At 66.7% G+C, this 18163-nt stretch carries 19 protein-coding genes; 5 read left to right on the plus strand and 14 right to left on the minus strand.

Annotated features, from left to right (window positions below; genetic code table 11):
• Positions 1 to 19: 19 nt before the first annotated feature.
• From N8I71_RS01055 to N8I71_RS01105, 11 genes are all read right to left on the minus strand, one after another.
• Entirely contained in the window at positions 20 to 1285 is a 1266-nt protein-coding gene (locus tag N8I71_RS01055) for an NAD(P)/FAD-dependent oxidoreductase (protein WP_262876068.1), read from the minus strand.
• Between the two features lie 78 nt (positions 1286 to 1363).
• Positions 1364 to 2047 carry a c-type cytochrome gene (locus N8I71_RS01060; RefSeq protein ID WP_262876069.1) on the minus strand — a complete coding sequence of 228 codons (684 nt, stop codon included), beginning with the start codon at positions 2045 to 2047 and terminating at the stop codon, positions 1364 to 1366.
• 1 nt (position 2048) lies between these two features.
• Positions 2049 to 3104 (minus strand): c-type cytochrome, encoded by a 1056-nt coding sequence (locus N8I71_RS01065; RefSeq protein WP_262876070.1) that lies wholly within the window; start codon positions 3102 to 3104, stop codon positions 2049 to 2051.
• A gap of 3 nt (positions 3105 to 3107) precedes the next feature.
• Positions 3108 to 4379, minus strand: a complete 1272-nt coding sequence (gene soxC / locus N8I71_RS01070; protein ID WP_262876071.1) for a sulfite dehydrogenase — start codon at positions 4377 to 4379, stop codon at positions 3108 to 3110.
• Between the two features lie 37 nt (positions 4380 to 4416).
• Positions 4417 to 6114 (minus strand): thiosulfohydrolase SoxB, encoded by a 1698-nt coding sequence (gene soxB / locus N8I71_RS01075; protein WP_262876072.1) that lies wholly within the window; start codon positions 6112 to 6114, stop codon positions 4417 to 4419.
• An 86-nt stretch (positions 6115 to 6200) separates the two neighbouring features.
• A complete protein-coding gene (gene soxA, locus N8I71_RS01080) occupies positions 6201 to 7064 on the minus strand; it encodes a sulfur oxidation c-type cytochrome SoxA (RefSeq protein ID WP_262876073.1) in 864 nt (287 codons plus the stop codon).
• A 55-nt stretch (positions 7065 to 7119) separates the two neighbouring features.
• Positions 7120 to 7449, minus strand: a complete 330-nt coding sequence (soxZ, locus tag N8I71_RS01085; protein WP_262876074.1) for a thiosulfate oxidation carrier complex protein SoxZ — start codon at positions 7447 to 7449, stop codon at positions 7120 to 7122.
• Between the two features lie 21 nt (positions 7450 to 7470).
• Positions 7471 to 7893, minus strand: coding sequence for a thiosulfate oxidation carrier protein SoxY (gene soxY, locus N8I71_RS01090; RefSeq protein ID WP_262876075.1), 423 nt, complete (start codon positions 7891 to 7893; stop codon positions 7471 to 7473).
• A 34-nt stretch (positions 7894 to 7927) separates the two neighbouring features.
• On the minus strand, positions 7928 to 8389 hold the full coding sequence (soxX, locus tag N8I71_RS01095; protein WP_262876350.1) for a sulfur oxidation c-type cytochrome SoxX: 462 nt from the start codon (positions 8387 to 8389) through the stop codon (positions 7928 to 7930).
• 141 nt (positions 8390 to 8530) lie between these two features.
• Complete coding sequence (locus tag N8I71_RS01100; protein ID WP_262876076.1) at positions 8531 to 9103, minus strand: thioredoxin family protein; 573 nt, start codon at positions 9101 to 9103, stop codon at positions 8531 to 8533.
• Positions 9104 to 9134: 31 nt separating this feature from the next.
• Positions 9135 to 9875: a cytochrome c biogenesis CcdA family protein gene (locus N8I71_RS01105; RefSeq protein ID WP_262876077.1), complete on the minus strand. Its 741-nt coding sequence runs from the start codon at positions 9873 to 9875 to the stop codon at positions 9135 to 9137.
• 98 nt (positions 9876 to 9973) lie between these two features.
• Here N8I71_RS01105 and N8I71_RS01110 point away from each other — a divergent pair, with 98 nt between their 5' ends.
• From N8I71_RS01110 to N8I71_RS01130, 5 genes are all read left to right on the plus strand, one after another.
• Positions 9974 to 10312 carry a thioredoxin family protein gene (locus N8I71_RS01110; RefSeq protein WP_262876078.1) on the plus strand — a complete coding sequence of 113 codons (339 nt, stop codon included), beginning with the start codon at positions 9974 to 9976 and terminating at the stop codon, positions 10310 to 10312.
• Positions 10313 to 10487: 175 nt separating this feature from the next.
• Positions 10488 to 10790: an ArsR/SmtB family transcription factor gene (locus N8I71_RS01115; protein WP_262876351.1), complete on the plus strand. Its 303-nt coding sequence runs from the start codon at positions 10488 to 10490 to the stop codon at positions 10788 to 10790.
• A 40-nt stretch (positions 10791 to 10830) separates the two neighbouring features.
• The gene (locus tag N8I71_RS01120; RefSeq protein WP_262876079.1) at positions 10831 to 11883 is read left to right on the plus strand and encodes a YeeE/YedE family protein; all 1053 of its coding nucleotides are present in this window, start codon (positions 10831 to 10833) and stop codon (positions 11881 to 11883) included.
• 67 nt (positions 11884 to 11950) lie between these two features.
• Positions 11951 to 12784: a BKACE family enzyme gene (locus tag N8I71_RS01125; protein ID WP_262876080.1), complete on the plus strand. Its 834-nt coding sequence runs from the start codon at positions 11951 to 11953 to the stop codon at positions 12782 to 12784.
• Between the two features lie 12 nt (positions 12785 to 12796).
• Positions 12797 to 13693, plus strand: a complete 897-nt coding sequence (locus N8I71_RS01130) for a sugar kinase (protein WP_262876081.1) — start codon at positions 12797 to 12799, stop codon at positions 13691 to 13693.
• A 12-nt stretch (positions 13694 to 13705) separates the two neighbouring features.
• Here the strand turns inward: N8I71_RS01130 and N8I71_RS01135 are convergent, their stop codons facing one another.
• Genes N8I71_RS01135 through uxaC form a run of 3 tightly spaced genes read right to left on the minus strand, consistent with a single transcriptional unit; the run spans position 13706 to position 18077 of the window.
• A complete protein-coding gene (locus tag N8I71_RS01135; RefSeq protein ID WP_262876082.1) occupies positions 13706 to 15223 on the minus strand; it encodes a UxaA family hydrolase in 1518 nt (505 codons plus the stop codon).
• Positions 15220 to 16644 (minus strand): mannitol dehydrogenase family protein, encoded by a 1425-nt coding sequence (locus N8I71_RS01140; RefSeq protein ID WP_262876083.1) that lies wholly within the window; start codon positions 16642 to 16644, stop codon positions 15220 to 15222. Before N8I71_RS01140 ends, N8I71_RS01135 begins: the two co-directional genes overlap by 4 nt.
• Positions 16641 to 18077, minus strand: coding sequence for a glucuronate isomerase (gene uxaC / locus N8I71_RS01145; protein WP_262876084.1), 1437 nt, complete (start codon positions 18075 to 18077; stop codon positions 16641 to 16643). Before uxaC ends, N8I71_RS01140 begins: the two co-directional genes overlap by 4 nt.
• Positions 18078 to 18163 lie beyond the last annotated feature (86 nt).

Below are 18163 nucleotides of genomic sequence, written 5' to 3' on the forward strand. Positions count from 1 at the left end.
CCCCGGGTCGAGGTTCGGATCACCCGAACATGTCGTCCACGATGGCGTCGTACCAGCCGAGGCTCTCGCGGTAGGTTTCGGCCCGGACTTCGGCGGTTTCGTCCACCTGGCTGATGAAGCTGGAGGTCGAGACGATCCCCTCGTCCGAGGCTTCGTAGGTCGCGCCGACCTTCACGCCGTCATCGGTGTCGATGAGCGACCAGCAGGTATTGGCGAAGCGCGGCGGGAAGGCGCGCGCATCGGTCAGCGCCGCGATGATCGCGTTGGCGCAGACCTTCGCCTGGCTGTTGGCCGAGAAGCCGGATTTGGGCATCGCGCCCTGCTCGGCGCTATCGCCGAGGACGTGGATCTCGGGGTCGATCCGGCTCGAAAGGTCGTAGGCAGACACCGGTGCCCAGTTCCCGTCGGTGATGCCTGCGGCGAAGGCGATGGTGCCCGCGCGCTGCGCCGGGATGACGTTGCAGACATCGACATTCTCGACCATGCCGTCGATCGTGATGGTCATCGCTTCGGGGTCGACCTCGACATTGCCACCGCCGAAATCGGGACCGATGCGGGTGATCATTCCCGGATAATGCCGTTCCCATCCATCCTCGAAGAGCCCCTGTTTCGAGAAGTTCTCTTTCGGGTCGGCGACAAGGATCTTTGCCGTCGGATTGATGTTCTTCAGCATGTGCGCGACCATCGAGATCCGCTCGTAGGGTCCCGGCGGGCAGCGATAGGGGTTCGGCGGGGCGACCATCGCGAAGGTGCCGCCCTCGGGCATCGCCTCGATCTGCGCCTTCAGGAGCTGGGTCTGGCTGCCGCCCTTGTAGGAATGGGGCATCTTGTTCTGGGCGGCGAGCGACCAGCCCGGAACGCTGTCCTCGATGAAGTCGATGCCCGGGCTCAGCACCAGCCGGTCATAGGGAACCGACCCGCCGCCGGCGAGGCTCACGGTCTTGGCGTCCCTGTCGACACCGGTGGCCCAGTCGTGGACCACGTTGATCCCGTAGCTCGAGGCGAGGTTGCCATAGGTGTGGCCGAGATCGTCGAACTCGTAGAAGCCACCCAGATAAAGGTTCGAGAAGAAACAGGTGTAGTAGGCCCGCGTCGGCTCGATCAGCGTGACGTCGATCGCACCCTGGCTGTCGCGCGCGATGTAGCGGGCCGCAGTGGCGCCACCGGCACCGCCACCGACCACCACGACACGGGGCCGGGCCTGCGCCCGGGCGATCATCGGCGCTGCGAGCGTCGCCGACAGCGCCGCGGCCGTTCCCAGGAATGTCCGTCTGTTGAAACTCATCGTTACTCTCCTCCCTGACTGCGCGTTTCGCGCCTGTTCGTGCGAAGAGGATAGCGGATTCCGGTAATTGGATCGCCCCTATTGCGCGATAGATTCAAAATATGCCGCAAGCGCCGCGATCTCCTCGTCGCCGAGACGGGAGGCGAGGGTATTCATCACCTGGTGGTGCCGGTGTCCGGTCCGGTAGGCGTCCAGCGCCGCGATGAAGATCTGCGGCGGCAGCCCCTGGATCGAGGGGATGTCGTTCCCGCCTTCACCGATATGGCAGGAGGTGCATTCGGACGAGAGGTATTGCCCGTAGGCCACGTCGCCCTCGATCTCGAGAATCGCCAACACCGCCGGCGAGGTCGCAGCGGCGGCGGCCACGGCAGGGGCGTTACCTTCTTCTGCAAGATAGGCGATGAGGTCGGCCCGGTCCTCGGCCGAGCGGATGCCGCGGAACACCATCGCCGTCCCGGGCAGGTAGCCGCGCGGATTTGCCAGGAAGCTGTCCAGCGCGTCTTCGTCCCACGCGTCCCCGCGTGCCGCGGCCTCTTGCAGCGCATCGGAGAACGAGAAGCCTTCGGCGGAGCCGATGCCGCGCCCGACAATTCCGTTGAGATGCGGGCCGATCCGGTGGATCGCCCCCTCCCCGATCATGTGACAGGCCATGCAGGGCCGGTAGAGCGTCTCGCCGCGCGCGGCGTCGCCCTCAGCCACAGCGCCCCCGGCCGATACGCCGAGGGCGAGGGCCAGCGCGGAGATGCGCAGGCCCGGGCCCATGTCAGTTCGAGACCCCGGTGGCCTGGATATAGGCAATCACGGCGGCGATCTCCTCCTCCGACCGCAGGCCCTGGAACGCCATCCGGTTGCCGCGGATAAAGCCACGCGGATCAGCGAGATAGCCGGCCAGCGTCTCCTCGTCCCAGATCATGCCCGAGTCCCCAGCACCGCGCAACGCCGGGGAATAGCGGAAGTCTTCGTGCGCGGCGACCGGCTGCCCAAAGACACCGTTCAGATGCGGACCCACACGGTTCACGGCGCCTTCGCCGATCTGGTGGCAGGCGGCGCATGCACGGAAGACCTGCTCGCCCTGGGCGACCAGCGCCGGGTCGGGCCCCGCGGGCGCGGTTTCCTGAGGCGCGGCCTCGGCGGGTGCCGAGACCTCCTCGACGGCGTTGTCCTCTTCGGTGTCCGGGGTCACGTCCAGGACCGCGGCGCGCATGGTGATCTCCACCGTCTCGGCGCAGTCGGTCATGCAGGGGTCCTGGCTGAACAGCGGAAGTTCCACGGCATCGCGGTCGTCCATGAAGAACGCCTGCTCGTTCGGCATCACGACCTCGGAGAAGTTTTCGTTCGACAGCTCGAAGTCGTCCTCGACAAGGTTGTTGACGTAGAGGAGGTAAGCCGTGATCGCGTAGACCTCGTCGTCGGTCAGGGACTGCGCCGCGCCGTAGGGCATCGCCCGGTGCACGTAGTCCCAGACGGTCGAGAGATACGGCCAGTAGGAGCCGATGGTCTTCACAGGGTCCTCTCCGTCGAGCGTGCCGAAGCCACCCGCCAGCACCGGCCAGCGGCCAACCGCCTCACCGAAGTCGCCATGGCAGACCGAGCAATAGTCGACGAACAGTTCCTCTCCGGTCCAGACATCGCCCGAGCCGACCGGAAGGCCAACGCCGTCAGGACGCACATCAATGTCCCATGCGGCGATCTCTTCGGGAAGGGCGGTGCGCCCCAGTCCGTAGCCGCCCTCGCGGGAGGGCGCGGGGGCCTCCTGTGCGATTGCGACGATCGAGGTCGTGACGAGCAGTGCGCCAGCGGCAAATGCGATCTTCTTCATGGCTCAGCCGACCTCCACGTTTTCCGCCTGGCCGTTCTCGTCGACGAACCAGGTCTGAATTCCGTTGTTGTGGTAGATGGAGTTCTCGCCGCGGATCTCGCGAAGCTGCTCCTTGGTGGGTTGCACGTAGCCCGTTGAGTCGTGCGCCCGGCTCTGCAGCAGAAGCGGAGAGCCGTCCCAGTTGAACTCGTAGTAGAAGCGGTGCATCGACTTGTCCAAGCTCGGCCCGGACATCCGCGCCTGGTGCCAGTTCGCGCCGCCGTCCAGCGTGACGTCCACACGGGGGATCGTGCCACGCCCCGACCACGCAACACCGGTGATGACGGTCGGACCCGGGCCATGGGTGATCGGCGCCTGGGGGCTGGGGTTCGTGATGACGGACTTCGCGTCCATCACCCAGGTGAAGCGCCGGGCTTCGCCGTGCTCCAGCAGGTCGGTATACTTCGACGTCTCCTCGCGGTGATGCCAGGGCTGATCGCCGACCTCGATCCGGCGCAGCCACTTCACCCACATGTTGCCCTCCCAACCGGGCACGACCAGACGGATCGGGTAGCCCTGCTCGGGCCGCAGCCGCTCGCCGTTCATGTGCGTGGCGACAAGGCAGTCGTCGAGCGCCTTCTCCAGCGGGATCGACCGCGTCATCGCCGAGGCATCGGCGCCTTCGGGCAGGATCCACGCGGCATTCGTGCGCACGCCCGCTTCTTCCAAAAGAAGCCGCAGCGGCACGCCGGTATAGACAACGTTGTGGATCATTCCGTGCGTGAACTGGCAGCCGTTCAGCTGCGCGCCGCGCCATTCCATGCCGGTGTTCGCCGCGCATTCGAGGAAGTAGGTGCGGTTCTCCCGCGGGAAGCGCATCAGGTCTTCCATCGTGAACACCAGAGGGTTGTCCACGAGGCCGTTGATCATCAGCCGGTGCATGCCCGGATCGATTTCCGCGATGCCGGCATGGTGCCGCTCGAAGCACAGGCCGTTCGGCGTGATGATCCCGTCAAGCTCGTGCAGCGGCGTGAAGTTGACCGAACTCACACTGTCGGCCGTAAGCCAGGGCACGTTGCGCCGCACCACGTGTGCCTCGTATTGCGACGGCATCCCGTAGGGCCGCGCATCGACACCGTCGCCGAGGTACTGCTGCCACGGCTGCATCTCGGTGATGAGCGGATCGGGCATCGCCTGCGCGTGGACAAGCTTGCCCGTTGCCAGTGCGCCCGTGGCGACTGCGGCGCCACCGAGGAACTTGCGGCGGGACGATGAGAAATTCGTGTCGTCGGACATGGGCTTTCCTTTCGTCTCTGGCGTGTCGGGGGCGGCCTCAGCCGCCGACCACATCCACGCTGTTGTTGGGTTGGATCTCGACGGTACCTTCGGCGCGGATGTGGTTTTCCACCACCTCCCAGATCGGAGGTCCCTCGGTTCCTTCGTTCACGGACGCCCAGCCGGCGACCACGTAGTTCCGGTCGGGCTCGATCGCCTCGCCGGTGGAAAGCAGCGTCATGTCGGTGATGCGGCTGCCCTGGTCCTGGTGGATGTCGATCCGGTAGCCGAGGCCGCCGATCCGCACCATGTCGCCGCCCTGCTGGTAGTAGGCGTCCGGGTTGAAGATGTTCGCGGCCACGTCCTCGAAGATCGTGTGCAACATCTCGCCCGACATCTCGGTGCGGTAGGCGTTGGGGTAGGTCATGGCGGTGACGTTGTAGATGTCTTCCCGCGTGATCTCCTGGCCCGGGAGGATCGCCGCGCCCCAGCGGAAACCGGGGGAAAGCGCGATCTGCGCGTCCCGCTGCGAGATGAGCGCGTTGCAGATCACGTCGTCCCAGGTGCCGTTGAAGTTGCCACGCCGGAAAAGGAGCGAGCCGGACGTACCGATGACTTCGGACATTTCCGCCTCGAAGGGAGCGCGGGTCTGAGCGACGAGCGCCGCCATCTCCGGGTCGGGCGCGATGACGTCCGAGAAGATCGGGATCAGCCGATGCGCGATCCCCTGAAGTCCGCCGTCGCGGACGTCGAGATCCACGCGGCTGACGAACTTCCCGTGGGAGCCGGAGGCGATCAGGAACGTGTTTCCGACCTGCAGCGGCTCGGGCAGGGCATCGTGGGTGTGACCCGTCAGGATCACGTCGATGCCGGGAATGTCGCGGGCGAACTGGCGATCCACGTCAAAGCCGTTGTGGGAGAGAAGGACAACGACCTCGGCGCCGGCCGCCCGCACTTCTTCGACCACTTCCGCGATACGCTCGCGGCGGAGGCCGAAGGAGTATTCGGGGAACATCCAGCCAGGGTTGGCGATGGGCATGTAGGGGAAGGCCTGGCCGATGACGGCGATCTGGGTGCCGCCCCGCTCGAACATCCGGTAGTCGTCGAAGACCGGCTCGTCCCATTCGATGTCGAAGATGTTCGCGCCGAGGAAGGCGGGGTTGAGGCCGCCACCCTCGACGATCTCGCGCACCCGTTCGGAACCCAGCGTGAACTCCCAGTGCGAGGTCATCGCCTCGACGCCCAGGGCGTTGAAGAGGTCGACCATGTCCTGCCCCGCGGTGCGAAGCGCCGGCAGCGAGCCCTGCCAGGTGTCGCCGCCATCGAGCAGGAGCGCGTCGGGACGCTCGGCCTTGATCGCCTTGACGACCGTCGCGATGCGGTCGAGGCCGCCCATCCTGCCATAGGTGCGGGCGAGCGAGGTGAAATCGTCGAAGGTCAGCGCGTAGTCGAGGGCCGATCCGCGCTCGATCCCGTAGGCCGCGCGGAATTCGTCGCCGACGAGATGCGGCGGCTGGCCCGCGGCCGCGCCGACGCCGATGTTGAACTCCGGCTCGCGGAAGTAGATCGGCTGCGTCTGCGCATGGATGTCGGTGATGTGGATCAGCGTCACGTTGCCGAAATTGCTGGATCCGATCAGGTCGTCCTGGCTCAGCACCTGTTGCGCGGCGAGCCGCGACCAGTTCCCGAAACCGGACGCCCCATAGAGCGCCGTGGTCGCCATTGCGGCCTGAACGAAGTGGCGGCGGGAGATCATCGGTTCAACCTCAGGAGTTATTCAGAATTTTGAATGTTTGGAAGTGCAAAACCGCCCCGGTTTGCACCAGGGCGGTTTTCGGTTTGTCAGTTGCGGACCGAGGGTCCCTCGACCGTCAGGCCGTTGCCGCGCGAGGCGACGTAGAGCTCGAGCGCCACGAACTCCGGGCTGCCGACCGAGAAGGTCTCGCCGCGGGTGTCCCGGATGCAGCCGCGGAAGCGGTTGTGGATCGAGACAAGTCCGGCGTTCCGAAGACGGTAAGTCGGGAACCCGTTGATCTGGCCCTGGCTGAGATGGTCGGCCCGGATCAGGTTGCCGTAGTTGTCCTCGTGGCAGTTGGCGCAGCTGAGTTCCAACTGACCGAACCGGGTGTAGTAGATTTCCCGGCCCTGCTCCCACGTTTCCTGCGCCGGACCATCGATCGCGACGTTGACCGGGATGCCACGGCCGACCGACGAGATCAGCGCCGTCATGTTGCGCATATCCTGGCTGTCGTAGCCGTAGGGCTCGGCGCCCATCCGCTCCGTCTGGCACTCGATGATCTGCATTTCCACGGTCTGAACCAGCCCGCGCTCCTCGTCCCACTTGGGATAGGTGGAGCGGACCTCGGACAGGCTTTCGGCATTCTCGTGGCACGAGGCGCAGCTCTGCCCCTCGGTCCCCATTACGGTTTCGAACGCCTCCAGACCCTGGTCGACGAAGATCATGCCGGGATTGTCGAAATCGTCCGCCTGCATGGCCTGCGTCTCGTCGGAACGGAACACCCAGCCCGAGTAGATCGTCGAGAGCCTGTCCTGGAGATGCTCCGGGGCCGCTGTCTCGATGATCATCTCGATCTCGCCGTTGACGATAAGTTCCTCGTCGTCGCCGATATCGGCGCTCGTGGCACCCGCGAGGGCAATCGCCACGGCCGCCACGGCGGCGCCTCCGAACAGTGATGTCTTCCTCATGGCCGTACTATTCCTCCCTTGCGACGGCTGGGCCCCGGTTGGTTCCGGGTCCGGTTCAGGTGACCGTGATCTCGGCGGTCTCCTCGTAGACCGAGCCGTCGTCGTCGTACCACGTGAACTGGAACGTCCCGCTTTCCGGAACGGTCGCGTCGAACTGGAAATAGGGGTTGGTCGAAATCGCCGGCTCGAGCGTCACGTCGATGACGTTCTGACCGTTGAAGTCGCAGGTGAAGCGGTTGATGATCGACCGCGGGATCAGGTTGCCGTCCCCGTCACGGCGCTGGCCGCTTTCCATCGGGTGGCTGATGAGCGTCCGGACCGAGACCGAATCTCCGGCCGATGCATCGCGGGGAACGCGGACGCGGGGGGTAACGTTATCTGCCATTTGTCCTATCCTCCGATGGGCTCAGCCGCCGCAGCCGCCGATGGTGACGCGCACGTTCTGGCGCGCCTGCTTGAAGGTGCCGTCGGGCATGCGCGCGATGGCGATGACGTCCTGCTCACCGGCGAGACGGATGCGGGTCGCGCATCCCTGGCGGCCGGCCAGCGGACCGAAGTTGAAGGTGCAGACGTCCGGGTTCGGGTTGCCTGCGGCGAGCACCATGATGGCCTCCGCACCGGGTGCATCGACCTCGATCGGAACGGTGTTCCCGTTCTCGGCGATCTCGGGCGCGATAAGGGTGATCCCGTCCGAACCGGCCTCGGCGCCACCGGTGAAGGCTGCGATCGCCTCCTCCAGGGTCGCGGCCGATACGATGCTCGGAAGCCCGAAGAAGGCGGCGGCGGCCACGAGACCCGTGCCGACGAACTGCCTGCGTGATAGATCCATGAGTTACATCTCCTCGTTCAAGTGCAGCCGATCGCTACTCTGTCAGCGTCATCAGATAGGCCACGACGTCCTCGACTTGCTGCGCCGTAAGCAGCGGCTCGAGGGGGCCTTCGGCGGCCCGGCCCGTGAAAGCGTTTCCGGGGCGCGTGAAGCCGGACACCCGGTAGAAGGACGGCATGATCGAGTCCGGGAAGGCCATCTTCGCATTGGCAACGATGCCGCGAAGCGCGGCCTCGTCCCATCTGGCCCCGACACCGTCGAGCGACGGCCCGACCTCGCCATGGAACTGCTCATCTTCCAGCGCGGTGACCTGGTGGCAGGCAATGCAGTTGCCGAGACCACGGTTCACCATCACATCGCGTCCGGCCGCGGCGTCTCCCGGCACGCCGGTCAGCGATTGAGCAATGTCACCGTATTCGTTCGTCACCACGTCATCCGGAAGGATGACATCGGCATGAAGGGTCGTCGCGGCCAAAGCAAAGCCGGCCGCCAACATCAAGTGGCGCGTCAAGGTTGTTCCTCCCTAGGGCGAGTTTGTGGCCCTTGGTATACCGTAGACTCATCACGGCAATCATTTCAACCATACATTTTGTTTTTTGCATATGATGCCGGGAAGAGCCTGACGAAGCTTCGGAATTCACTCCGATATCACGCCGGACTCGCGCAGAATCCTTGCGTGATACGCCTGGAAACTCTCATCGGAGTTGTATCCTTCGCCCAGGACCCAGGTCATCATGTTGCGGGTCATTCCCCGGCTGAAGGCACCGGGCATCGTCGCCACCGCCGCCTCAAGTCCCGTCATGCCTTCGGGCACCTCTTCGGGGAAGAAAAGAATCGTCGGCGTGAACAGCGTGCGCCAGCGACGGACAACTTCGCTCTCGCGCATGGTCTCGCCGTCGAAATCGGTGACCTCGGTGCCGCCGTACATGTCGAGGCGGACGAAGAAGTAGTCGTCGTTCAGCATCTCCAGGATCTCGGGGTCGACGAAGACCTCCTCGTGCATTTCCCGGCAGTAGATGCAGCCGCGCTGCTCGATGATGACGGCGAATCGCTGTCCGTTCGCCGTGGCCTCCGCGAGGTCCTCGCGCAGGTCCTTGAATGTCTCGTGCAGCCAGGGCGCGACGTGCAGCCCGTTGTCGTCCAGCTCGGCCATCGCCGGCCCCGTCATGCAAACGGCGACCGCGGCGATTGCCATAAAGCGTCTGATCATCATTACCTCCCTCTCGTTCCCCGGCCGCGACTCAGCCGATGCTCTGGAACACCTCGAAATTCTGCAGCATCCATTGCCCGATGTAATTCATCGCGTTGGTTGCGATGAGAACGCCGAACACCACAAGCGCGGCGCCAGTGACCTTCTCGACCACGCCGAGGTGCCGGCGGAAGCGGGACATGAAGGCCATGAACGGGCCGACGAAAGCGGCCGCGAGCACGAAGGGCAGCGTCATGCCGACGCCGTAGGCCGTGAGCAGCAGCGCCCCCTGACTGGCGGTGTCCGTGCCCGCGGCCGTGAACAGGATCGCGGCGAGGATCGGGCCCACGCAGGGCGTCCAGCCAAAGGCGAAAGCCAGACCGATGAGGTAGGCGCCGCCAAAGCCGAGGTTCTTCGTGTCGCCCATCTCGCTGCGCCACTGGCGATTGAGAAAGCCGATGCGGAAGATCCCGAGGAAGTGCAGCCCCATCACGATGATGAGCGCCGCGGCCACCCAGCGCAGGACGTCGAACCAATCCCGGACAAGCTGCCCGACGGCAGAAGCGGATGCGCCGAGGCTGACGAAGACCGTGAGCATTCCCGCCGCGAAGAACAGCGCGCCGATGATCGCCCTCCGGCGCACGGCAGAAGACACACCGCCATCCACGGCCATGGTGTTCGCACTTACGCCGGCCAGATAACTCAGGTAGAATGGTACCATCGGCAGGACGCAGGGCGAAAGAAAAGACAGGAGCCCCGCAAGGAACGCGCCGGTCATGCTGACGTCGAACATGGATCCTCCGGATGCCGACACATTCACAAATTCATATTATTGACAAGTTGATGCGCTGGTCAATCGCCTCGTTGATACCACGCCTGTCAATTCCGCTCATGGTTGCGCTCGCCTCGATTTCGGCGACCTCCGCGCGCGCGGACATGATTCTCCTGATGTTCGAGGAACCCGGTTGCGTCTGGTGCGCGCGGTGGACCGAGGACGTCGGCGGGGAATACCCCATCACTCCCGAGGGAATGGCGGCACCCCTGGTGCGCATCGACCTCCGCGACCAGCCACCCGAAGGTGTGACGCTGGTATCGCCGGCCCGATATTCGCCGACCTTCGTCGTCGTCGAGAACGGAATCGAGCTTGGCCGTATCGAGGGGTATCCCGGCGAGGACTTCTTCTGGGGCCTTCTGGGGCGCATTCTCGAACGCGCGACGCCGGAAAGTTGAGCAGGGAGTTCGTCAGATGCCACAGAGCCGCCATCGTTCCCTTCGAAAGGTGGCGCGGCGCATGAGGATTGGCTAAGTAGTGCAGCAGACGGAAACCAGACATAATTTCTCCGACCCCACCATGCCGGATGACCATACATACGCCCGATCCATCCTGCCCGATCCGGGCAAGCCGATGGAAGAAGAGGTTTGGAAGCGCGTCAAGAACAACGCGCAAGGGGCGTCGGACTTCCTGAAAGCACTGAGCCACGAAGGGCGATTGATGATCCTCTGTTCGCTCGCTCACGGCGAGAAGTCGGTGACCGAACTCGAACAGATGCTCTCGTCCCGGCAGGCCGCCGTGTCTCAGCAACTCGCCCGCCTCCGCCAGGAAAAACTGATCACCGCCCGGCGGGACGGCAAGCAGATCTATTACAGTTTGACAGACGACCGCGCGCGCCGGATCATCGAGCAAGTCTACGAGTTGTTCTGCACCTGAGCATGCCGCCTCGCCGCGCACCGGGTGTCAGGGAGGGAACATGCTCGATCTCATCGGCGAAGAGGGAACCGTCCTTCTGATCGGCGCGGCCGGAGGCCTCGCGCTTGGACTTGCCGCGCGGCTGGGCAAGCTCTGCACGCTCGGCATGATCGAGGATGTCCACTACGGCCGGGATTACGGGCGCATGTGGATGTGGGTCACGGCGCTCGGAACGGCGCTGATCCTGAATTTCGGCGCCGGGGCGCTTGGGTTCGTGGACCTTTCCCAGACGCTCTATCTCAGCCACCGCTATTCTCTTCTCGGCGCCATCCTTGGCGGGCTCCTGTTCGGCTACGGCATGGCCCAGGCGGGGAATTGCGGCTACGGCGTGCTGGCGCGTCTGGGGGGAGGAGACATCCGCGCCCTGATGATCGCCATCGTCATGGGCGTCACGGCCAGCGCGGCGATCTTCGGCGTTCTCGGCGGCCTGCGCCCGATGCTCTTTCCCATCGACGACGCCGGGCCGGTGCCCAATGGGCTCGCACACCAGCTCGAGGCGCTGACAGGCCTGTCGCATACCTCCGTGGGCCTCGCGCTCGGCGCGGCGGCGCTGCTGGCCTCGATCCGCTTCCAGACCCGCGGCAAGCGAGGCGTACGGGTCTTCTGGGGCATGGTCGCCGGCGCGGCGATCAGTTCGGGCTTCCTCGGAACCTACTGGGTCGCGACCAGCGGTTTCGAGGCATGGCCCATCGCCTCGCACAGCTTTACCGCGCCCATCGGCGAGACGATCCACTATGCCATGTTCTCCTCTGGTCTCGCGCCCAAGTTCGGCATGGGCTCCGTGGTCGGCGTCATCGTCGGAAGCGTGATCGGCAGCCTGATCCAGGACGGCTTCCGCTGGGAGGCCTGCGAGGACCCGCGCGAGTTGCGCCGGCAGATGGGGGGCGCGGTGGCAATGGGCCTCGGCGCGGTTCTCGCCGCCGGGTGTAGTGTCGGTCAGGGCATGTCCGCGCTCTCGCTGCTGTCTGTGACCGCGCCCGTCGTCGCCGCAAGCATCTGGGTCGGCGCGTGGATCGGACTCAGGCATCTCATCGCCGGCCTCGAAGCGGTCTGAGCGCGTTGCCTGCAGGCCGGCCGCGTCCTAAACCGACTGCGACAACCGCCACAACCGGACGAGACCCATGACGAAACCCTGCATCATCTGCGTGGCAATCACCGGTTCGGTTCCCCGCAAGTCCGACAATCCCGCCGTTCCCATCACCGTCGCGGAGCAGATCGAAAGCACGCAGGAGGCCTTCGAGGCCGGGGCCGCGATCTGTCATGCCCATGTGCGCAACGACGACGGCTCGCCCAGCGCGGACCCCGAGAAATTCGCGCGGCTCAAGGAAGGGCTGGAGACGCATTGCCCGGGCATGATCGTCCAGTTTTCCACCGGCGGACGCTCGGGCGCCGGGAGGGAACGGGGCGGGATGCTGCCGCTCAGGCCCGACATGGCCTCGCTCACCGTCGGATCGAACAACTTCCCGACCCGCGTCTACGAGAACCCGCCGGATCTGGTCGATTGGCTGGCCGCCGAAATGGACCGCTACGACATCCTTCCCGAGATCGAGGCCTTCGATCTCAGTCACATCCATCATGCCGCGCTGATGCACCGCGACGGCCGACTGCCCAGGAAGCCATACGTGCAGTTCGTCATGGGCGTGAAGAACGCGATGCCGACGGATCGGGACGTGTTCGACTACTACCTGCGCACGATGGCGCGGCTTCTGCCGGGGTCGGAGTGGTGCGCGGCCGGGATCGGGCGGAACCAGATCGTGGTCAACGAATGGTGCGTCGCGAACGGCGGCCATGCGCGCACCGGCCTCGAGGACAACATCCGCCTCGACCGCGACACGCTGGCGCCGTCGAACGCGGCGCTGGTGCGCCGGGTGGTCGAGCTCTGCGACGCCCATGAGCGCCCTGTCGCCACGCCCGCCGAGGCGCGCGCGCTTCTCGGCCTGCGCGCGGCCGCCTGAGGCGGCGTCCCCATGGCGAAACGCCTTCTCTGCATCGGCGAATGCATGGTGGAACTCGCCCCGGCCGAGGGTGGCCTTTTCCGGCAGGGCTTTGCCGGGGACACCTTCAATACCGCCTGGCATGCAAGGCGCGCCCTGCCCCCGGAATGGGAGGTCGCCTATCTGACCTGCGTCGGAACGGACCCGGTCTCGGACGCGATGGTATCCTTCATGGACAGCCAGGGAATCGTCACGGACACCGTCACCCGCCTGCCTGACGCGACCCCCGGCCTCTACATGATCCGGGTCGAGAACGGCGAGCGGAGCTTCACCTACTGGCGCGGACAGTCGGCTGCCCGACGGCTGGCGGAAGATGCCGCAAGGCTGGCCGACGCCATCGCCGCGGCGGACGCGGTCTTCTTCTCGGGGATCACGCTGGCCATACTGCCGCCGGAGGGACAGAGCACGCTCCTGTCGCTGTTGTCCGGGGCGCGGGCGTCGGGCCGCCTCGTCGCCTTCGACAGCAACCTCCGCCCCCGCCTTTGGGAGAACGAGGCCACGATGCGCGCCGTCCTGGCAGAGGCCGCGACCGCCGCGAGCCTTGCCTTGCCGACCTGGCCGGACGAGGGGCAGCTTGGGCTCGACCGAAGCCCGGACGCCGTGGTGGAAAGATACCGCGCCGCCGGGGCACGCGAGGTCGTCGTGAAGGCGGGTCCCGACCCCGCGGTGGTTGTCAGCGACAAGGGAACATGGCGCATCGGCCCCACCCGGCCGCTCGCGCCCGTCGATACGACCGGCGCCGGCGACAGCTTCAACGCGGCCTACATCGCCGCGCGCCTTCAGGGCCTGGCCGAGCCTGACGCCGCCCGCGCGGCGCACGACCTCGCCGGGCGGGTCATCATGCATTCCGGAGCGCTTCTGCCGGACTGAGTTTCGAGGCGGCTACAGCACCGCCCCGATCTGCCAGGGCACGAACTCGCGGCGACCGTAGCCGAGATCTTCGGATCGTGTGCTCGATCCGCTGGCCACGGCAAGGAGCCGCTCGAAGATCTCGCGGCCCTTCTCCTCGAGGCTGGTTCCCTCCAGCACCTCGCCACAGCCGATGTCCATGTCCTCGCCCATCTTCGCCATCAGTCGGGCATTGGTGGCAAGCTTCAGCGACGGCACCGGCTGGTTCCCGAAGGCCGAGCCTCGACCGGTGGTGAAGGCGACGAGGGTCGCGCCCGAGGCGACCTGCCCCGTGACGGAAACAGGGTCATAGCCGGGGCTGTCCATGAAGAGAAATCCGCGCGTCGCGGCGGGTTCGGCATAGCGAAGGACGCCCGACAGCGGCGCCTGACCGCCCTTGGCCACCGCGCCGAGCGATTTCTCGGAGATCGTCGTCAGCCCACCGTTGCGATTGCCCGGCGTCGGGTTGTTGTCGAACCGCGCCCCGTGCCGCGCGGCGTAGTCCGCCCACCATGCCACGCGGTCGCGCAGGGCCTCGGCCACCTCGCGGCTGACGGCGCGGCGCATCAGGCCGGCCTCGGCGCCGAAGATCTCGGGCGTTTCGGCAAGGATCGACGTGCCTCCGGCCGCCACCAGCATGTCGGACGCGACGCCAAGCGCAGGGTTCGCCGTCACACCCGACCACGCATCCGATCCGCCGCATTGCAGGGCAAGGACCAACTCGCTCGCCGGTCGCGGGCTGCGCCGCGCCTCGTTCGCCGTGGGCAACATTTCCGCCAGGATCGAAAGGCCCCGTTCCACTGTCGCCCGCGTCCCGCCCTCGCCCTGGATCGTCATGCGCCGGAACCGCGCGCTGTCGCGCAGCCCGTAGCGGTCGAGCATGCCTTCCGTCCGGAACACCTCGCAGCCGAGCCCGACCATCAGGATGCCCGCGAAGTTCGGGTGCGCGGCATGACCCCAGAGCGTGCGCTCGAGGATGTCGTAGCCTTCGCCGGAAGGCGCGAGCCCGCAGCCCGTCCCATGGGTCAGCGGCACGATGCCGTCGACGTTGGGATAGGCGTCGAGAAGGCCGCGCCGCCGCGCCTCCTCCGCGATGAAGTCGGCGACCGACGCCGAGCAGTTCACCGAGGTCAGGACGCCGATGTAGTTCCGCGTGCCGGTCCGACCGTTGTCGCGGAGGTATCCCTGGAAGACGGGGGCGGGATCGGGGGCCATGCGTATCTTGCCCTGCCCGGTTTCCGGGATCTCGCCCGCTTGCTCCGGCATCGGGGCGAGGTTGTGCTCGTGCACCCAGTCGCCGGCCGCGATGTGCGCGCGGGCGATGCCGATGGGTTGGCCGTATTTCAGGACAATCTCACCTTCGGCCACGTCGCGGACGGCGATCTTGTGGCCTGATGGTACGGATTGGCGGGCGATGAGGCCCCCGGCCTCCGCCCCCTCGGCCAGGCGTCGCACGGCGATGCGCACCGTGTCACCGGGGTGCAGCAGAAGCGTGTCTGCAAGCGCGCTCATGCTGCAAGCACCCGGCCGGCACCCGCGCCGGCGATGGTGGCGACGGCGTCGGTGACGGCGCCGCCGAACCACTCCGCCTCCGCAAGGTCACCGAAGACGTCGCGCTGGTCCAGCACGGCGCGGGCAAAGGCCACGGGATCGGGATGTGCGCCGGCCAGCGCCGCAAACCGTTCGGCCATGGGGTCCTCGACCGGGCCCCGCCGCAGACAGGCGATCCACGCCGCGACACCGAGCGCGGGCGCGTCCCATGCGAGGCCGGCGGCCCGCGCATGGCGGATCGTATCGAGAAAGCGCTGGGGTATCTTCTGGCTGCCATCCATGGCGATCTGTCCCGTCCGATGCTTCAGCGCAGGGTTGCGGAAACGCGCCTCGAGCGCTTCGGCATAGCGCGCAAGATCGCCGCCGGGCAAGTACAGCGTTGCCGCCGCCTGTCGCATCACGCGCGCCACCAGACGGGCAAGGCCCGGATCGCCCATGGCATCCGCCACCGTCTCGTGGCCGAGGAGTTGGCCGAAATACGCGAGCGTCGAATGCGCGCCGTTCAGCATGCGAAGCTTCATGCGCTCATAGGGCTCGACATCCGCGACGAGCTCCGCCCCGGCGGCGGCGAAATCGGGACGGCCCGTCGGAAAGCGATCCTCGATCACCCATTGGCTGAAGGGTTCGGTCAAGACGGGCCAGGCATCCTCGCGGCCGATAAGCGCGGCGACCACGGCCCGGTCCGCCTCGGTCGTGGCGGGCACGATCCGGTCGACCATGGTCGAAGGGAAGGCCACGTCGCCCGCGATGAAACGCGCGAGGTCCGCGTCCCGAAGCTCGGCATATTGCGCCACGATCCGTGCAAGTGTCCGTCCGTTCGAGGGAAGGTTGTCGCAGGACAGGACCGTGAAGGGGGCGACACCGGCCGCCCGGCGCATCCGCAGCGCCTCGGCCAGCAATCCCGGCGCCGTGGAGGGGGCCGAGGGATCGGCAAGATCGCTGCGGATGCCGGGATTGCCCGGGTCGAGATCGCCCGAAGCCGGATCGTGGCAATATCCCTTCTCGGTGACGGTCAGGCTTACGATGCGGATGGCGGGATCGGCCAGGGCCGCCAGCACCGCGTCCCTGGCCCCGGGCGCCACCAGCACGTCGAGGACCGACCCGACCACCCGCGCCCGCGTCCCGTCCCCGTCCTTCACCGCAAGCGTGTAAAGGCCGTCCTGCGGGGTGAGGGCGCGGCCCATGTCCGGCCGGCGGAGCGAAACGCCGCGAATGCCCCAGGAGGGGTCCGCGCAAAGGCAGTCATCCACGAAGACCGCCTGGTGCGCCCGATGGAAGTTGCCGAGGCCCAGATGCACGATGCCGGGCGTGACGGCGGCCCGCTCGTAGGCAGGCACCCGGGCACGTGTTCCGGCAAGGGTCCCGAGGGAAAGCCGCGTCATGTCTGGCCGGTCCCCAGCTCCGCCGGAAGGTCCAGCTTGTAGGCACGGCGCGGCAGGTCGACGGTCAGTTCGCGAGCCAGCGTGAAGGCCTCGCCCTCGCGCAGGCGATGGTCGCCGACAAGCCGCGCGAGATAGGCGCAGTCGACGCGCCGGGCGATGTCGTGCCGCGCGGGGATCGAGGGGAAGGCGCGGGTGTCGTCGTTGAACCCGACGGTGTTGTAGAAGCCCGCCGTCTCGGTCGTCATCTCGCGGAACCGGCGCATCCCCTCCGCGCTGTCATGGAACCACCAGGCGGGCCCGAGCCGCAGGCAGGGATAGGCCCCGGCGAGAGGCGCAAGCTCCCTCGCGTAGGACGTCTCGTCGAGCGTGAAGAGGATGAGCGTAAGGCCGGGCTCCATCCCCACGGCCTCCAGCAACGGGCGGAGCGCATGGACGTAGTCGGTGCGCGTCGGGATGTCGAAGCCCCTGTCCCGCCCGAAGGCGTGGAACACCGCGATGTTGTGGTTCCGGAAAGACCCGGGATGGATCTGCATCACCATCCCGTCCTCGACGCTCATCTTCGCCATCTCGGTCAGCATCTGCGCCCGGAAGGCGCGCGCGTCGTTCCCATCGCCGCGCCCGGTCCGGATGCGATCGAACAGTGCCGCGGCCTCCTGCGCCGAAAGGTCCGCGGTCTCGGCCGAGGACAGCCCGTGGTCCGTTGCCGTCGCGCCGACCTCGCGGAAATAGGCGCGGCGCGCGCGGTGGGCGTCGAGATACCCGGCCCATGTGCCGGTGTCGCAGCCGGTCAGGTCGCCCAGCGCGTCCAGTGCGTCCGCGAAGCCCTCGAAGTCCGGGTCGATCACCGCATCGGGACGATAGGTTGTCAGAACCCGTCCGTTCCAGCCGCTGGCCCTGATCGACTTGTGGTGGTCGAGCGGATCGAGCGCGCCCTCGGTCGTGGCGATGACCTCGATGTTGAACCGCTCGTAGAGCGCGCGGGGACGGAACTCATCGCGCTTCAAGCACGCCTCGATGTGGTCGTACTGCGTGTCCGCGGTATCGGCGCAGAGCGGCTCGTCGATGCCGAAGAGGTGCTGGAACGTGTAGTCCAGCCAGAGCCGCGTGGGCGTACCCCGGAAGAGGTAGTAGCGTTCCGCGAAACGGCGCCAGATTGCGCGCGGATCCTCCTCGACAGGGCCACCGTCGAGACGCGGCACGCCGAGATCCTCGAGCCGCACGCCCTGGCTGACGAGCATGCGGAAGATGTAGTGATCGGGCACGATCAGCAGGCGCGCGGGATCGGGGAAGGGATCGTTTGCGGCGTACCACGCCGGATCGGTATGACCGTGCGGGCTGATGATCGGCAGACCGCGCACCGTTTGGTAGAGCGCGCGCGCCAGACCCGCCTCGCGGCCCTCGTCACCCAGCAGCAACGTCGCGCTCGTCAGCATTCTGGAACTCCCCGTGTCCGCTGCCGGTCTGGTCCCACGGGCCATGCCAAGTCAAGTCGGGGCAGTGGACCCCGGCATCGCAAGGG

Source organism: Roseicyclus sediminis, from assembly GCF_025515305.1.
Classification (GTDB): Bacteria; Pseudomonadota; Alphaproteobacteria; order Rhodobacterales; family Rhodobacteraceae; genus Roseibacterium; species Roseibacterium sediminis.

What these genes read in the sequence shown, in the direction of transcription:
- N8I71_RS01055 (WP_262876068.1), bottom strand. Translation starts at nt 1,285, where the DNA reads ATGAGTTTCAACAGACGGACATTCCTGGGAACGGCCGCGGCGCTGTCG.
- N8I71_RS01060 (WP_262876069.1), bottom strand. Translation starts at nt 2,047, where the DNA reads ATGGGCCCGGGCCTGCGCATCTCCGCGCTGGCCCTCGCCCTCGGCGTA.
- N8I71_RS01065 (WP_262876070.1), bottom strand. Translation starts at nt 3,104, where the DNA reads ATGAAGAAGATCGCATTTGCCGCTGGCGCACTGCTCGTCACGACCTCG.
- soxC (WP_262876071.1), bottom strand. Translation starts at nt 4,379, where the DNA reads ATGTCCGACGACACGAATTTCTCATCGTCCCGCCGCAAGTTCCTCGGT.
- soxB (WP_262876072.1), bottom strand. Translation starts at nt 6,114, where the DNA reads ATGATCTCCCGCCGCCACTTCGTTCAGGCCGCAATGGCGACCACGGCG.
- soxA (WP_262876073.1), bottom strand. Translation starts at nt 7,064, where the DNA reads ATGAGGAAGACATCACTGTTCGGAGGCGCCGCCGTGGCGGCCGTGGCG.
- soxZ (WP_262876074.1), bottom strand. Translation starts at nt 7,449, where the DNA reads ATGGCAGATAACGTTACCCCCCGCGTCCGCGTTCCCCGCGATGCATCG.
- soxY (WP_262876075.1), bottom strand. Translation starts at nt 7,893, where the DNA reads ATGGATCTATCACGCAGGCAGTTCGTCGGCACGGGTCTCGTGGCCGCC.
- soxX (WP_262876350.1), bottom strand. Translation starts at nt 8,389, where the DNA reads ATGTTGGCGGCCGGCTTTGCTTTGGCCGCGACGACCCTTCATGCCGAT.
- N8I71_RS01100 (WP_262876076.1), bottom strand. Translation starts at nt 9,103, where the DNA reads ATGATCAGACGCTTTATGGCAATCGCCGCGGTCGCCGTTTGCATGACG.
- N8I71_RS01105 (WP_262876077.1), bottom strand. Translation starts at nt 9,875, where the DNA reads ATGTTCGACGTCAGCATGACCGGCGCGTTCCTTGCGGGGCTCCTGTCT.
- N8I71_RS01110 (WP_262876078.1), top strand. Translation starts at nt 9,974, where the DNA reads ATGGTTGCGCTCGCCTCGATTTCGGCGACCTCCGCGCGCGCGGACATG.
- N8I71_RS01115 (WP_262876351.1), top strand. Translation starts at nt 10,488, where the DNA reads ATGGAAGAAGAGGTTTGGAAGCGCGTCAAGAACAACGCGCAAGGGGCG.
- N8I71_RS01120 (WP_262876079.1), top strand. Translation starts at nt 10,831, where the DNA reads ATGCTCGATCTCATCGGCGAAGAGGGAACCGTCCTTCTGATCGGCGCG.
- N8I71_RS01125 (WP_262876080.1), top strand. Translation starts at nt 11,951, where the DNA reads ATGACGAAACCCTGCATCATCTGCGTGGCAATCACCGGTTCGGTTCCC.
- N8I71_RS01130 (WP_262876081.1), top strand. Translation starts at nt 12,797, where the DNA reads ATGGCGAAACGCCTTCTCTGCATCGGCGAATGCATGGTGGAACTCGCC.
- N8I71_RS01135 (WP_262876082.1), bottom strand. Translation starts at nt 15,223, where the DNA reads ATGAGCGCGCTTGCAGACACGCTTCTGCTGCACCCCGGTGACACGGTG.
- N8I71_RS01140 (WP_262876083.1), bottom strand. Translation starts at nt 16,644, where the DNA reads ATGACGCGGCTTTCCCTCGGGACCCTTGCCGGAACACGTGCCCGGGTG.
- uxaC (WP_262876084.1), bottom strand. Translation starts at nt 18,077, where the DNA reads ATGCTGACGAGCGCGACGTTGCTGCTGGGTGACGAGGGCCGCGAGGCG.